Origin of the sequence: Methylotenera mobilis JLW8 (assembly GCF_000023705.1) — a bacterium.
Taxonomy (GTDB): Bacteria; Pseudomonadota; Gammaproteobacteria; order Burkholderiales; family Methylophilaceae; genus Methylotenera; species Methylotenera mobilis.
This window is the reverse complement of sequence record NC_012968.1, coordinates 1,221,637-1,236,959: the sequence shown is the minus strand read 5'-3', so window position 1 is coordinate 1,236,959 and position 15,323 is coordinate 1,221,637. Positions and strand designations below refer to the sequence as shown.

Annotated in this window: 18 protein-coding genes and 1 pseudogene; 18 read left to right on the top strand and 1 reads right to left on the bottom strand. The window is 45.6% G+C overall.

The genetic code is table 11. The features are described 5' to 3' along the window. Window positions 1-84: 84 nt before the first annotated feature. From pabC to MMOL_RS05735, 10 genes are all read left to right on the top strand, one after another. Window positions 85-921 (top strand): aminodeoxychorismate lyase, encoded by an 837-nt coding sequence (gene pabC / locus MMOL_RS05780; protein WP_015832081.1) that lies wholly within the window; start codon window positions 85-87, stop codon window positions 919-921. Beyond that, window positions 914-1,909, top strand: a complete 996-nt coding sequence (gene mltG / locus MMOL_RS05775) for an endolytic transglycosylase MltG (protein ID WP_015832080.1) — start codon at window positions 914-916, stop codon at window positions 1,907-1,909. Before pabC ends, mltG begins: the two co-directional genes overlap by 8 nt. A 4-nt stretch (window positions 1,910-1,913) precedes the next feature. Then, the gene (gene tmk, locus MMOL_RS05770; RefSeq protein WP_015832079.1) at window positions 1,914-2,519 is read left to right on the top strand and encodes a dTMP kinase; all 606 of its coding nucleotides are present in this window, start codon (window positions 1,914-1,916) and stop codon (window positions 2,517-2,519) included. Window positions 2,520-2,524: 5 nt separating this feature from the next. Continuing rightward, entirely contained in the window at window positions 2,525-3,535 is a 1,011-nt protein-coding gene (holB, locus tag MMOL_RS05765; protein ID WP_015832078.1) for a DNA polymerase III subunit delta', read from the top strand. Window positions 3,536-3,655: 120 nt separating this feature from the next. Further along, the gene (locus MMOL_RS05760; protein WP_015832077.1) at window positions 3,656-4,039 is read left to right on the top strand and encodes a PilZ domain-containing protein; all 384 of its coding nucleotides are present in this window, start codon (window positions 3,656-3,658) and stop codon (window positions 4,037-4,039) included. 25 nt (window positions 4,040-4,064) lie between these two features. Then, a complete protein-coding gene (locus MMOL_RS05755) occupies window positions 4,065-4,835 on the top strand; it encodes a TatD family hydrolase (RefSeq protein WP_015832076.1) in 771 nt (256 codons plus the stop codon). Window positions 4,836-4,895: 60 nt separating this feature from the next. Next, window positions 4,896-5,657 (top strand): MBL fold metallo-hydrolase, encoded by a 762-nt coding sequence (locus MMOL_RS05750; protein WP_015832075.1) that lies wholly within the window; start codon window positions 4,896-4,898, stop codon window positions 5,655-5,657. Window positions 5,658-5,736: 79 nt separating this feature from the next. Further along, a complete protein-coding gene (locus MMOL_RS05745) occupies window positions 5,737-6,117 on the top strand; it encodes a hypothetical protein (protein WP_015832074.1) in 381 nt (126 codons plus the stop codon). 278 nt (window positions 6,118-6,395) lie between these two features. Beyond that, window positions 6,396-7,172, top strand: coding sequence for a TIGR01458 family HAD-type hydrolase (locus tag MMOL_RS05740; protein ID WP_015832073.1), 777 nt, complete (start codon window positions 6,396-6,398; stop codon window positions 7,170-7,172). 65 nt (window positions 7,173-7,237) lie between these two features. Beyond that, window positions 7,238-7,444, top strand: coding sequence for a DUF6494 family protein (locus MMOL_RS05735; protein ID WP_015832072.1), 207 nt, complete (start codon window positions 7,238-7,240; stop codon window positions 7,442-7,444). Window positions 7,445-7,569: 125 nt separating this feature from the next. Here MMOL_RS05735 and MMOL_RS05730 read toward each other — a convergent pair. Continuing rightward, a pseudogene (locus tag MMOL_RS05730) lies at window positions 7,570-7,857 on the bottom strand (4a-hydroxytetrahydrobiopterin dehydratase). Window positions 7,858-8,202: 345 nt separating this feature from the next. On the opposite strand from MMOL_RS05730, the gene sufB reads away from it, so the two are divergent. The 8 genes from sufB (at window position 8,203) to MMOL_RS05690 (ending at window position 15,187) form a co-directional block, all read left to right on the top strand. Continuing rightward, entirely contained in the window at window positions 8,203-9,648 is a 1,446-nt protein-coding gene (sufB, locus tag MMOL_RS05725) for a Fe-S cluster assembly protein SufB (protein WP_015832071.1), read from the top strand. Window positions 9,649-9,657: 9 nt separating this feature from the next. After that, window positions 9,658-10,479, top strand: a complete 822-nt coding sequence (gene sufC, locus MMOL_RS05720; protein ID WP_015832070.1) for a Fe-S cluster assembly ATPase SufC — start codon at window positions 9,658-9,660, stop codon at window positions 10,477-10,479. 10 nt (window positions 10,480-10,489) lie between these two features. Further along, window positions 10,490-11,818 carry a Fe-S cluster assembly protein SufD gene (sufD, locus tag MMOL_RS05715; protein WP_015832069.1) on the top strand — a complete coding sequence of 443 codons (1,329 nt, stop codon included), beginning with the start codon at window positions 10,490-10,492 and terminating at the stop codon, window positions 11,816-11,818. Continuing rightward, a complete protein-coding gene (locus MMOL_RS05710) occupies window positions 11,815-13,122 on the top strand; it encodes a cysteine desulfurase (protein ID WP_015832068.1) in 1,308 nt (435 codons plus the stop codon). The genes sufD and MMOL_RS05710 overlap by 4 nt, the downstream gene beginning before the upstream one ends. After that, window positions 13,119-13,559, top strand: coding sequence for a Fe-S cluster assembly sulfur transfer protein SufU (gene sufU / locus MMOL_RS05705; RefSeq protein ID WP_015832067.1), 441 nt, complete (start codon window positions 13,119-13,121; stop codon window positions 13,557-13,559). The genes MMOL_RS05710 and sufU overlap by 4 nt, the downstream gene beginning before the upstream one ends. Before the next feature lie 21 nt (window positions 13,560-13,580). Next, window positions 13,581-13,940 (top strand): DUF59 domain-containing protein, encoded by a 360-nt coding sequence (locus tag MMOL_RS05700; RefSeq protein ID WP_015832066.1) that lies wholly within the window; start codon window positions 13,581-13,583, stop codon window positions 13,938-13,940. Between the two features lie 26 nt (window positions 13,941-13,966). Then, complete coding sequence (locus MMOL_RS05695) at window positions 13,967-14,296, top strand: Rieske (2Fe-2S) protein (protein ID WP_015832065.1); 330 nt, start codon at window positions 13,967-13,969, stop codon at window positions 14,294-14,296. Window positions 14,297-14,605: 309 nt separating this feature from the next. Next, window positions 14,606-15,187 (top strand): Yip1 family protein, encoded by a 582-nt coding sequence (locus tag MMOL_RS05690; RefSeq protein WP_015832064.1) that lies wholly within the window; start codon window positions 14,606-14,608, stop codon window positions 15,185-15,187. Window positions 15,188-15,323 lie beyond the last annotated feature (136 nt).

Genomic DNA, 15,323 nt, shown 5'->3' with positions numbered 1-15,323 from the left:
AGCCCGCATTGATCATCAATAGCGGGCTTTTTATTCGCCGTTTTGGGTAGTGTATTTATGGTGTGTATGGTTTAATTACGCCTTATGGCATCTCTTCGCACATCTTTAATCAATGGCAGTTTTGATCAGACCATTTCCGCTGTAGACCGTGGTTTTAGCTACGGCGATGGCGTGTTCCGCACTATGAAAATTAAAGGTGGGCAGCCTATCAGTTGGCCTTTTCATTACCAGAAATTGGTGGCCGATTGTGCAGCGATTGGCATCGTCTGCCCGAGCGCAGAGTTGTTGATGAGCGACATGCAACAGCTGTTCCCAATTAATGAGTTTGACGACGAGCAAGTGCAAGTTGTGAAAATCATTATTACCAGAGGCGAGGGTGAGCGTGGTTATGCGCCGCCTGCGGTAACTATTCCTACTCGGGTATTGATTAAATCAAACATGCCCAGCTATGCTGATGCGCATTATACGCAAGGCGTACGATTGCACATATGTGACACACGTTTAGCACTGCAGCCTAAGCTTGCCGGTATTAAGCATCTAAACCGCCTAGAAAACGTACTGGCGCGCATGGAATGGCGAGATGAATCTGTATTTGATGGGCTGATGTTAGACCAAAATGATCATGTCATTGAGTGCACCATGAGCAATATTTTTGCGCGCGTGGGCCAGACTCTATACACCCCAGACTTAAGTCAATGCGGTGTGGCCGGCATCACTAGGCAGCATATACTTGGCTTAGAAAACTTACTTGGCTTAACCGCGCACGTGGCAACAATCTCATTACAAGAGTTGCTAAACGCGGATGAAGTGATTATTTGTAATAGTCTATATGGCGCATTTCAGGTAGCGGCCATAGGCGATCAAACATGGAAACAACAGTCGTTGGCTTCCACAATAAGAAACATACTGACTCATGGTTAAACGTATTAAAAGATGGCTGTTGATTAGCCTAGTCTCAATTGCATTAATAGCAGCCTGGTTAGGGTATTACGCCATCACCCCACTTAAATTACAGCCCAGTAGCCAGGAAGTAGTGATTGCACCTAATAGCGGCCTGCGCAGCATTGCCAATCAACTAGTTGCACAAGGTGTGTTACGTGAGCCATGGCGCTTCATTTTGCTGGCCAGACTTTTACAAAAAGAACAATATTTACAGGCTGGTAGCTATACCTTAAACAAAAATGTTTCGCCCTATCAGTTATTGCTTTCACTCAATTATGGCAAGGCTACGCAAGGCAGTGTCACCTTTATTGAGGGGCGCACTTTTGCACAAATGCGTGAAAAACTAGCCAAGAATGATGCTGTTAAGCAAACCACCACAGCTTTAACTGATAGCGAAATCATGCAGTTATTAGGATCTCAACATACGACTCCTGAAGGCTTGTTTTTCCCGGATACGTTTTACTTTAATCGCCACACACCAGATATTGCTCTGTTAAAAATCAGCTACGACGCTATGCAGGTCAAGCTGAATAAAGCATGGCAAAATCGCGACCCTAACTTGCCTTACAAAGATAGCTATGAAGCACTGATTATGGCTTCAATCGTCGAAAAAGAAACCGGAAAACCTAGCGAACGCCCAATGATTGCCGGTGTTTTCATCAACAGAATGCGCTTTGGCATGCGCTTGCAAACCGACCCTACGGTCATTTATGGCATGGGAGTACGGTATGACGGCAATATCCGCAAAAAAGATTTGCTCACAGACACCCCTTACAACACTTATACCAGAGGTGGCTTGCCGCCAACGCCAATTGCGATGCCTGGCATGGCCTCGATCGAAGCTGCGCTGCACCCAGCCGATACTAAAGCGCTGTATTTTGTAGGCAAGGGCGATGGTAGCCATGAGTTTTCTAATAACTTAAATGAACATAACCGTGCGGTAGTACGTTATCAGTTGAAGAAATAAAAATATGACAGCCAAGTTTATTACTTTAGAGGGCATGGATGGCGCGGGTAAAAGCACGCATATCGCCGACATTATTAAGGCACTTAGCGCACGCGGCGTAGAGGTTGTATCTACGCGCGAACCAGGCGGCACCGAACTAGGCGAGCGTCTGCGTGAGTTGCTGCTGCATGATGCCATGCACCCAGAAACGGAAACCCTGCTCATGTTCGCCGCCAGACGTGAACATATTGCCAATGTGATTGCGCCTGCATTAGCACGTGGTGCTTATGTGCTGTCGGATCGCTTTACAGATGCGACCTATGCTTACCAATGCGGTGCTAAAGGCGTATTGGCCTCTAAAATAGAGCAGTTGGAATTATGGGTGCAAGAAAGCCTACAGCCAGATTTAACCTTACTGTTCGACGTACCGGTTGAAGTCAGTATGCAGCGCTTATCTGCGGCCCGTGCCCCTGATAAATTTGAACGAGAATCGGCTGATTTTTTCACCCGTATTCGTAATGCCTACCTACAGCGGGCACAGCAAAACCCTGCTAGGTTTAAAGTGATTGATAGCAATCGGCCTTTAGATGAGGTTGCCCAATCCGTGATGCAGGCAATAGCATCATTTTGATTGATATGAATAATGTTGCTGATATTTACCCATGGCAAACTCAAATATGGGAGCGTCTAGCGCAGGGCGGCCAGCGCCTACCGCATGCAATCTTACTGCACGGCAGGGCAGGTATAGGTAAGTACGATTTTGCGCGCAGCTTTAGCCAATCACTACTATGCTTGAATAGAATGCCCAATGGCGGCGCATGCAAAACCTGCCCAAGCTGTAACTGGTTTAATGAGGAAAGCCACCCAGACTTTCGCTTATTAAGCCCAGAGCAGGAGGCTGAGCCTGAAGACGCGGCGCCAAGCAAAAAGACCAAGAAAAAAACACAGATATCCGTTGCCCAGATTCGCGATTTAAGTGATTTTTTAAGTTTATCCAGCCATCAAAGCAGCGGAGTGCGTATCGTATTACTACACCCGGCGGAAACCTTGAATGTTGCTTCTGCTAATGCGTTACTTAAAATGCTGGAAGAGCCGGCGCCAGGCGTGATTTTCATTTTGGTTGCACACCAATTGCAGCGTTTATTGCCCACCATCATTAGCCGCTGCCAAAAAATCAACATGCCAGTACCAAATGAGCTGCAAGCGCTGACGTGGCTGGAACAGCAGGGGGTTAAAAATGCTAAGCAACAGCTGGCCTATTTAGAGGGCTCGCCGATTAAGGTATTTGCTGAGCAAGTGCAATTTGAGCAGCTGTCTGAAATCTGGCGCCACTTAGCACTTGGTGCCAAGTTAGAACCCTATGCGCTTGCACCTTTGTTAATTGCCAACTCTGTTGAAGCGGGCGTGATTACCGTGCAAAAATGGGTCTATGATATGGTTGCCATCAAGTTAGGGCAACAGGCTCGCTACCACTTGCAGCACATCGGTGCTTTGCAATCGCTAGCCGACAGGGTAAACTTGAGTCGGTTATTTGATATGCATAAAAAACTTAACGAGCTAAGAAAGCTAGCCTCACATCCGCTGAATCACGACCTGCAGATGGAAGGCTTGTTACTTGATTACACTAAACTTTTTAATGCACAGTAATGTTTAATATGTAGTTTTTTTGCTTTACTAGAAACGGTAAGTTTTAGTATTTTAATTTCGACATCATTTCTTAACTTAACAGTAACGAATCATTAAGTAGAACCCCAATAGAGTTTAATTATGGCCGAAGATACACAAGACGAAATTAAATCCCCGAATACCGTTGCACCCAAGCCCGGTGTGCTGTCATTGGCCATTAAGGAAAAAGCTGCGCTCTACGCTGCATATATGCCGTTTTTAGTGGGTGGTGGCTTATTTATCCCGACAACAAAATCATTTCAAATCGGTGAAGAAGTATTCATGTTACTTAGCCTGATTGATGACCCAGTTAAGTTAAAAGTAGTAGGCAATGTGGTTTGGATTACACCCAATACACAAGGCAACAAACCACAGGGCATAGGTGTCCAATTTAACGAGAAAAGCGGCGGCTTAGAAGCGCGTACCAAAATTGAAGGACTGTTAGGTAACGCGCTAAAGTCGTTACGTGCTACCCATACCATTTAGTTGAAAAAACCATTTAATAAACACCATGCTTGTTGATTCTCATTGCCATCTTAATTTTCCAGAGCTATTAGCTAACCTACCTGCCATCAAACAGTCTATGCAGGATAATCAGGTAAGCCATGCATTATGCATTTCTGTTACCTTGCCAGATTTTCCGCAAGTATTGGCTCTTGCAGAAGAAAATGAAAACTTCTATGCGTCTGTTGGCGTGCACCCTGATTACGAAGATATTCAGGAGCCTACGGTGGAAGAACTGATTAATCTAGCTAACCATCCCAAAGTGATTGCGATTGGCGAAACCGGGCTGGATTACTTTAGGCTGACCGGTGATTTAGAATGGCAGCGCACGCGTTTTCGTACACACATTCGTGCCGCGATTGCTACCGGCAAGCCATTGGTGATTCATACCCGCAACTCGCCTGAAGACACCTTGCGGATTATGCGCGAAGAGAATGCACAGCAAGTTGGCGGTGTCATGCATTGCTTTACCGAAAGTCTGGATGTTGCATTAGAAGCGATAGCGCTCGGCTTTTATATTTCATTTTCCGGAATTATTACCTTTAAGAACGCCCATAGCATCAAAGAGGTAGCAAAGCATGTGCCGCTAGATAGAATTTTAGTTGAAACGGATTCTCCATATTTAGCACCAACGCCTTACCGTGGCAAAACCAACCAGCCTAGTTACGTGAAACACGTAGCGGAAGAGGTGGCAAATTTACGTGGCATTTCCTTTGACACGTTGTCAGCGGCAACTACCGATAACTTTTTCAGATTGTTTAAGCACGCCAAGCGCTAACTACATGCTATCACGTCGCTATCAGGGATTAATCAAAGCAACATCAGGCAAAGGCTGTCCATGCAATTAACAATGTTAGGGGTAGGTTCTAGTGCTGGTACACCAATGATAGGTTGCCAATGTAGCACATGTATCTCTACCGATAAGCGCAATCACAGAACACGCTGTTCAAGTGCCATCACCCTAGATAATGGCAAGGTTATCCTGATTGATACTGGCCCAGACCTACGCCAGCAAGCGCTAAGAGAAAGGCTTATGAACGTTGATGCCGTGCTTTATACGCACACGCATGCCGACCATTTGCATGGGATTGATGATTTACGCGCCTATTGTCAAAGACAGCGCTGCCAGATTCCACTATACGGCAGCCCTGATGCCATGCGGCATATTGCTGATAAGTTTGGGTACACGCTACGTGAGGCTGGTGACTTTTGGGACTTGCCTATATTAAAAGTAAACCCTGTTATTTCATCGTTTAGCTTGTTTGAGCAAACCATCACCCCTATTCCTATCAAACATGGGCATAGCGATATATACGGCTACCGTATTGGAAACTTAGTTTACTTAACTGATGTGTCTGCAGTACCAGCGAGTTCAATGGAGTTTTTAAATGATGTTGATGTGCTACTACTAGATTGCTTACGTATCACCCCGCATTACACGCACGTTAATTTGGAACAAAGCCTAGCCCTGGCTAGTCAGATTGGGGCTAAGGCCACTTACTTAATTCATATGACGCATGATTTGGAGTATGCAGAACTCAGTGCACAACTGCCAGCCAATGTGTTTGTGGGCTACGATGGATTAAAAATTAAAATTTAGCAGTAAACCGATTGCTCAGTGTATCGTTTGTTTATGCACTGAACAGTGAGATAATAAAGCGTTAACTTTGGAGATAGATATGCAATTTAGTTTTAAGAAAGCCTTAACAACCGTAGCAATGGCCTCTTTCTTAGTGGCTTCAATTTCAGTGTCGCATGCTGCCCCTCCAAAAACTTATACTGAAAATGAGTTTTTGAGTACATTTAGTGGAAAAAATAAAAAAGTAATCACGGATAAATTAGGCACACCGTTCAAAAAAGAAATGTCGGTTAAACCATCAGGCGCAAACACTGTAATGCTTAAAGCTGGTGCAGATGAAAGCAAATCTAAACCAGTTAAAGTTGAAATGTGGTACTACAAAAACATCGTGAAATATGACCCAAAACGCACTTATAAAGAAACTGAAATTACGTTTGTAAATGATAAAGCAATGAATATTGCATTCTTCAACAACCGCTAATTCCAATAATTGTACCCAAGCGCTTAAAACGTAGCTTACCAAATCAACCTGCAAGCATCAGCAAGTTACGTTTTAAGCCTTAATCGTTGTAAGTGAACCACCAAGTCCACTAGACCGTCTAAAGTTTGACTTCAACTCGCAGGCGTTAACCGCCAAGCGCACGAGCTGTTTGCGATATCGTTTCAATGTGGTTTAAACTAGGTTATGTCTGAGCATTGTTATGTTGCGTATTAATTAAAAATATTATTTGCTCACCCGCGTTGGAGGTCATGCAAAATATGAACAAGCAACCACCAAAAGGCATACTGTTTGATCTAGATGGTGTGCTTTACACCGGCTCCAGCGCTATCTCAGGGGCAATTGATGCAGTAAACACCATCCGCGCTAGCGGCATGCCATGCCGTTTTGTGACTAACACCAGCACCTTGTCGTTAGCATCTTTACATCACAAGCTCACAACCTTAGGTTTCTCTATCCCCAGCACTGAGATTATCAGCGCACCCCAAGCTACTTTGCTGTACTTAAAGCAACAAGCGCACGCCACTTGCCGCTTATTACTGGCGGATGATGTTAAAAAAGATTTTGATGCTTTGCCTCAGGCAGCGACTAACCCAGATTACATCGTCATTGGCGATATCGGTAACGCTTGGACTTATACACTGCTTAACGATGTCTTTAATGCATTGATGCAAGGTGCCAAGCTGATTACCATCCATAAAAACAAGTTCTGGCAAACCGAGCATGGGCTGCAGATGGATATAGGCGGCTTTGTCGACGCTTTGGAATACGCCAGTGGCGTTAAGGCTATGGTGATTGGCAAGCCAGCCCCGGATTTTTTTAAAATTGCACTGGATGATTTAGGGCTAACGCCAGCTGAGGCCATGATGGTGGGTGACGATATTGATGTGGATGTAGGAGGAGGGCAGCAAGTGGGGCTGACTGGGGTGCTGGTTAAAACCGGCAAGTATCGCCAGCACTACGCCGACGCCTCGGCAATCAAGCCAGATATCGTGATTGATTCGGTGGCAGATTTACCGAAAATACTAGGGCTGTAAAGCTAGGATTGTAAATATCTAATATCACTCGCATGGCTGTTAAACAGTGAAGAATGGAGTTTGATATGAACAATGAAACCTTCAATATGAGCATCCGTCAGTTTTTAAAAATGGCCGGCATTAACTCCCAGCGGGAGATCGAACAAGCCGTGGCACGCGCCAATGCAAATAACACGCTTAAGGGTAATGAGCATTTACCCGTTAAAATGACGTTATCAATAGACGCATTAAATCTGAATGTAAGCTTTGATGGGTCTATTGATCTTAACTAGCTTAGTCAGGTTAGCTTAATCAGGTTAATTTAATCAGCAAGTTACAAGCCAACGTTACTTTAAAAACTTAGCATTATTCCATACTGGATTTTGTACTAAATTTTGCGCTAGTCCATGCTTCAAAACTAATGGCTATCGCCTGCCAGCATATTAACCTTGGTTGCCATGATGAAGTCATTCTCATGCAAGCCGTTAATTTTGTGCGTCTGAAACACTACGCTACAGTATCCCCAGCCTATCGTAATATCTGGGTGGTGACCTTCTTGCTCACACAACTAACCAACTCGCTGCGCTAGCGCTAATGCCTCCATGAAGTTTTTAAGCTTAAAGGTACGTTTAATCTTGGTAGCATCTTCGCGTAACTCCCAACCTGGCGCTAAAGTCAGATATTGGTTGGCCACTTCACAGGTCATGGGGGGAATGCCGCCCTGGCAAGGCGTACACTGTTTGGTAGTCAGGTCGATATTTTTCATGGAGTCTCTCCTTAATAAAAAAAATAGAGATACGTAATTTCTGACAAACTTTAAAGATATTAGTTGTTTATTAAGCACTTTTTCACCAGTAGGCGTATCATGGAACTTATAAACTAGCCCTAAGTCCCATTTATGTCATAGGGCTTGGTGTGGCACAAAGCATATGGAGATAGCGCCAGAATTGGTTCAGCCGATGCTGAAGTTTTACCAGTTTAAGGTTGAACCGATACTGATAACAGTGCCAAATAGTTGCGCTAGAAGTTAATAGCGATTGTGGTGGGCTAGATGACTACAACTAAACAATTAGATGCGTTGATTAACCGTGAATATCAACATGGTTTCTATACTCAGCTAGAGGCTGACACCATCCCCCTTGGCCTAAACGAGAACACGGTTAGGCTGATTTCTGCCAAGAAAAATGAACCGGCGTTCATGCTGGAGTGGCGCCTAAAGGCTTACCAGCACTGGTTAACGCTCTCTGAGCCCACATGGCCGAATCTGCATTATCCGCCAATCGACTACCAACATGCTTATTACTACTCCGCGCCTAAGTCAGAAAAAGCCGGGCCCCGTGATTTATCAGAAATCGACCCAGAATTATTACGCACCTACGAAAAACTAGGTATTCCGCTGCGGGAACAGCAGGTATTGGCAGGTGTAGCGGTAGATGCGGTATTTGATAGCGTATCGGTCGCGACCACTTTTAAACAAAAGCTCTCGACGCTGGGCATTATTTTCTGCCCATTTTCAGAAGCGGTGCAGCAACACCCTGAGTTAGTACAGCAATACCTGGGCTCAGTCGTGCCTTATACAGACAACTTCTTTGCCAGCTTGAATGCCGCAGTCTTTAGCGACGGCACATTCTGCTACATTCCGCCCGGGGTGAAATGCCCGATGGAGCTTTCTACCTACTTCCGCATTAATGCCAAGAATACCGGCCAATTTGAGCGTACGCTCATTATCGCAGACAAAGACGCCTACGTTAGTTATCTAGAAGGCTGCACGGCACCCATGCGCGATGAAAACCAGCTGCATGCAGCCGTGGTAGAGCTGATTGCATTAGAGGGTGCACGCATTAAATACGCAACCGTACAGAACTGGTACCCTGGCGATAAAGACGGCAAAGGGGGCATTTATAACTTTGTTACCAAACGTGGGGATTGCCGTGGGGATAGGTCGCATATCTCATGGACGCAGGTAGAAACAGGCTCGGCAATTACCTGGAAGTATCCTAGTGTCATTTTGCGTGGCAATGGCGCTATCGGTGAGTTTTACTCAGTGGCGCTGACCAACCATCACCAGCAAGCTGACACCGGTACTAAAATGATTCATATCGGCCGAGATACCAAGAGTACGGTGCTCTCTAAGGGAATTAGTGCAGGGCATGGTCAAAACACATATCGTGGCCTGATTAAGGTATTGGCGGGCGCAGAAAACGCACGCAACTACACGCAATGCGACTCGCTATTGCTAGGTAATCAATGCGGTGCGCATACGTTTCCATACATTGAGGTAAAAAACCCAAGTGCCAAAGTGGAGCACGAAGCCTCCACCTCGCGCATCGGTGAAGACCAATTATTTTACTGCACCCAACGTGGCATCTCTCCTGAGGATGCCGTATCAATGATAGTAAGCGGTTTCTGCAAGGTTGTGTTTCAAGAGCTACCCATGGAGTTTGCAGTAGAGGCTCAAAAACTACTGGGGGTTAGCCTAGAAGGCAGTACAGGATAGGAGAGGCATATGCTATCTATTAACAACCTGCACGCATCAATTGATGGCAAGGAAATATTGCGCGGCATTAACCTTGAAGTGAAGGCGGGGGAAATGCATGCCATCATGGGTCCCAACGCATCAGGAAAAAGCACACTGGCACAGTTGCTGGCTGGCAGGGAGCTTTATGATGTGACCGCCGGTAGCGTGCGGTATCTTGGTCACGATTTACTTAGCATGTCACCAGAACAAAGGGCTTGCGAAGGTATGTTCCTAGCTTTTCAGTACCCTGTAGAAATTCCGGGGATCAGCAATGCGCTATTTCTGAAAACGGCGCTTAACGCCATACGAAAATATCACCTACAGCCAGAGCTTGATGCGATGGATTTTTTAAGCATGGTGCGCGAGCGTATGCAGCGGGTAGGGATGGATGACGCCATGCTGCTACGCGCGGTCAATGAAGGGTTTTCCGGCGGGGAGAAAAAGCGTAATGAAATTTTACAGTTAAGTGTGCTGCAACCACGGCTGGCCATACTCGATGAAACTGATTCCGGCCTTGATATTGACGCTCTCAAGCTGATTGCGAATGGCATCAATGATATGCGAGACCCTGCACGTGCGATTATATTGGTAACGCACTATCAACGACTTTTAGACTACGTGGTGCCAGACTTTGTACATGTGCTGTCACAAGGACGCATTATTAAATCAGGCGGGGCTGACCTGGCTAAAAATCTGGAACAACATGGGTATGGCTGGGTGAATGCTGATGAGATTGACAGCGAATTAACGCAAGCGGCTCAATTAACTACAGTTAATAATAAGGTAACCCAATCCAGCCAGCCACCCTAGGAGCTCATCCATGCATGTGCAACCACAATCTTGGCAAAATATAGCATTATCGCTAGTGCCGTATGAGCTAGCTGGCAACGATACACCTTGGGTATTGGCAACAAGGAAAGCTGCATTCAAACGCTTTGAAGCGCATGGTTTTCCAAGCCGACGTGAAGAAGAGTGGAAATACACCGATGTGTCGATGATTAGCAAACGTGGCACGCTGGCACCTGACAATATACCGCCAGAAGCGTCATCAGAAGCCAAGTTGCTCGCTTGGTCTTTATCTAGCGAGCGCATGCATCTCATGGTGTTTGTAAATGGCCATTTTGACAATGGATTGTCCACGCTGGATGATTTACCTGCAGGCGTGCAATTAAGCAGCTTGGCCGATATGCTGGAGGATGGTGCGGAATTGCCAAAACCATTATTTCAACAGCAACATGAACACACTGTTTTTTCTGCGCTAAACAACGCATTTGTCACTGATGGCGCGGTGTTGAATATTGCACCTGGCATCGTATTAGACAAACCTATTTATCTTTTACTGATCGCGAGCGGGCATGGCACCGCCATTTATCCGCGCATTATTGTCATGGCAGGGGCTGGCACACGAGCCACTATCATTGAGCATTACATGGGTACTTTAGATGCGCATAATTTCACCAATGCAACCACCCAGCTTAACTTAGACGCAGGTGCCAGCATTGAGCATTGCAAGCTGACACAAGAGGGCCCAGCGGCTGCGCATATTGCGGGCATACACGCACAACTGGCGGAAGGTAGTACTTTTACTTCTAAATCATTTGTATTTGGCGGGCGTTTGGTCCGTAACGATATTACCGCCAGTCTGAATGAACCTAATTGCACCTGCAACTTAGATGGTTTATATCTGCTGAATGATAAACAGCATGTAGATCACCATACGCGTATTGACCATAGGGCCGCCTCATGCACCAGCCGTGAATACTACCGCGGCGTGCTGGATGGAGACTCTAGAGGCGTGTTCAATGGCAAAGTGGTTGTGCATGCTGGCGCTAACCATACCGATGCCAATCAGACCAATCATAACTTGCTGTTATCACGGCAAGCTGAAATAAATACCAAGCCGCAACTGGAGATTTTTGCCGATGATGTCAAATGCACGCATGGCGCAACCGTGGGGCAATTAAGCGATGAAAGCTTGTTTTATTTGCGCACACGCGGCCTAGATGAAGAAGTGGCGCGCTCCATGCTGATTTATGGCTTTGCCAATGACGTTATCCGCAGCGTAGATGTGCCTTACTTGCGCACACGCCTAGAGCATCTTTTACTGGATCGATTGCCACAGGGCGATATGGTGAAGGATTTGCTATGAAAATAGGTGAATTCAATATGAACAAGCATGGTGGTAAAGATGGTGGTGAAACTGATCCAAGCGCAGTTGAGTCCGAGATTAAAAACCACCTGCTAGTACAGCATTGGAGAAAAGACTTCCCAATACTGCACACCAGTTTGTACGGTAAACCGCTAGTTTATTTTGACAACGCAGCCACCACACAAAAACCATCGATTGTCATTGAGGCAGAAAGCTATTATTACCGACACACTAATGCTAATGTGCACCGCGGCATTCATACTCTAAGCCAACAGGCGACAGAAGCTTTTGAAGCTGCCAGAAGCAAGCTGCAGCGGTTTATTAACGCACGCCACCCCCATGAAGTTATCTTTGTGCACGGCACCACAGAGGCGATTAATCTAGTGGCACAAAGCTATGGCCGGTGCAGATTCAAAACAGGCGATGAAATTATTATCAGCGCCATGGAGCATCACTCTAACATCGTGCCGTGGCAAATGCTGTGCCAGCAAACCGGTGCCATACTGCGTATCGTGCCTGTCAATGATGCGGGCGAACTAGACATCAATGCTTACCAGAATCTGTTTAACCCCAACACCAAATTAGTGGCAATCACTCACGTCTCCAATACCTTAGGGACCATTAATCCGGTTAAATCCATTATTCACTACGCTCATACACAGCACGTGCCTGTGTTGCTGGATGGAGCACAGGCAATTGCACATATTGCGGTGGATGTACAAGATTTAGATTGCGACTTTTATGCTTTTTCTGGCCACAAACTCTATGGGCCAACTGGCATAGGCGTACTGTATGGTAAAGCTGATTTGCTAGAGGATATGCCTCCATACCAAGGGGGAGGGGATATGATCAGCTCGGTAAGCTTTTCGGCCACAACTTATAACAAACTGCCCTATAAGTTTGAGGCAGGCACCCCCAATATTGCCGGTGTTGTTGGGTTGGGCGCTGCGGTAGACTACCTGAGTGCAATTGGTATGGATACCATTATCAAACATGAACAATCGCTGTTAAATTACGCAACCGAGTTGATTGTAAATATCCCGGATATACGCATGATAGGCAGCGCTACAGAAAAAACAGGCATTATTTCATGGGTACTAGCTGGCATGCACCCACATGATATTGGCACTTTTTTAGACAGGCAAGCCATCGCCGTGCGCACAGGTCACCATTGCACAATGCCGCTGATGGAGCGTTTTGGCGTACCGGCAACGGTGCGTGCCTCATTTGCACTGTACAACACAAAAAATGAAGTAGATAAACTAGTAAACGCGATTTACCAAGCTCGGGAGCTATTCAAGTGAACGATCTGCGTGACCTCTATCAGGATATGATTTTTGACCATTACCGTCAGCCCAGAAACTATGGTCGGCTCGCGCATGCCAACCACACGGCAGAAGGCTACAACCCACTGTGTGGAGATAAAGTCAGCATCACGCTGATACTGAAAGATGGCGTGATACACGATCTAAAGTTTGAAGGTGTTGGCTGTGCTATTTCCACGGCGTCTGCCTCGTTAATGACAGAGTCGCTCAAGGGAAAAACTGAAGCAGAGGCACTCGGCATTTTGGAAGATTTTAAATCACTGGTCACTGGTAGCAGTGTAGCTAGGGATATGGGGAAGCTTTCAGTATTGGCTGGCGTGCAAGCCTTTCCACAGCGCGTTAAATGCGCCACGCTAGCATGGCACACATTGCAAGCGGCATTAAAAAACAATACAGAGCCAGTAAGCACTGAGTAAATAATGAATGCCGGATAAATCATGATATTTGATTGGCAAAAATTCGCGGAGCAGCAGCTAGACACAGCACCAAGCAGAGAAGCGCTGTTAGTACGCGTAAAAGAGATGCTGCAGACCATTTACGACCCTGAGTTACCAGTCAACATCTACGACCTAGGCTTGGTTTATAAGCTAGAAGCAACAGAATCTGGGCAAGTAAGTATAGAGATGACGCTCACCACGCCCAACTGTCCGGTGGCACAAACCTTCCCAGACACTGTGCGAGAAAAACTGCTGTGTGTACCAGGTGTTAGCAGCGTAGGAGTGACCTTGGTATGGGATCCACCATGGGGTCGAGACAGCATGAGTGAGGCGGCTAAACTACAATTAGGCATGTTGTAACTAGACATGCTACAAGGAGCGAAATCATGAGTAACTGGATAGATGTAGCAGCAATTGATGATTTTAAATATGGCACCTGCCGCGTAGTGAAAACAGATGATGCATGTATTGCCATCTTTAATATTGATGGGCGCTACTATGCAATCGATAACCTATGTAGCCACGAAGAGGCTGAGCTATCTACTGGCAAACTAGAACGTGATGAGATTATTTGCCCGTTACATGGTGCGCATTTTTCTCTGATAACCGGAGAGGCGCTCACCGCACCGGCTTATGAGAACTTACGTATCTATCCTGTTAGGGTGAATAACGGATGGCTAGAGGTGGACACCGAGCTACAGTGGGATGTAGCCTGACCACAGCGCCTAGCCAACAGGATAGCCTATCTATAGAGAACTAATTACAGAGTTATGCTGATGATTAAATAGCTTATTTAGTCAATTGTAATTAAATGTAATGAATTAAAACTTAAATAGTTTTACAATGAATCGCGGTCGCATAAAAATATCTAATAAGTATAGTTCAAATAAGTACAGTTCAAAGTCAATATAGTCAATAGCAAGACTAAGTAAACAAAAGCTTCAATAAATAAAAGGTTAAGTAAACACAAGATTTAGAGATAACGATACATAAGCTAATAACCAATTTTTTGGGAGGGTAGTTTCATGAGTCTTTTAAATTTATTCTGGTTGTTTTTCGTACCAACAAAAGGATGGCGACATCTTGTACAGCGCAAGCTGTCTATGCACAGGCTTTATTTGTTACATGTAGTCCCAATGTCATTGATTCCCCCACTTTTTGTCTACTGTGCAGCGGGGAAATACGCGGGAGGCTTACTTCCAGCGTTACCTAGTCATAAATTACTATTAGTCGCAGCTATTCTGTTCGTGGTTGAGTTAGCCTCAGTACCGGTTATGGGGCTCATTATTCGCCAATTAGGGGAGGTGGCAGAAATCCACCCCAGCTACCATCAAGCATTTACACTGGCAGCAGTAGCACCTACTCCTTTATGGTTAGCACCTATCGTGCTGCTGGTTCCTGACATGACGTTTAACTTGGTGGTACTCACCATGGCATTAATGGCAACGGTTGGGTTTATCTATTACGGCGTACCGGCGGTGTTTCATATTAAAGAGCGTGGACACGCGATTCTGATGTTTGGCGCGGTATTAACCGCAGGGGTGATTGGATGGGCTTTGCTCATGATTGTTACGCTAGTGGTACTGGGTAGCGTACAGAACTTATAATAACGACCTTGTTTAAACGCACACTAACAAAAGGCTCCATTGCGGAGCCTTTTGTTTATATTTACAGAAAACTGAATTAAAAGGTAATCAAGACATGCTTTGGCGTAATAATAAAAACCTAAATCTTTATAAAATC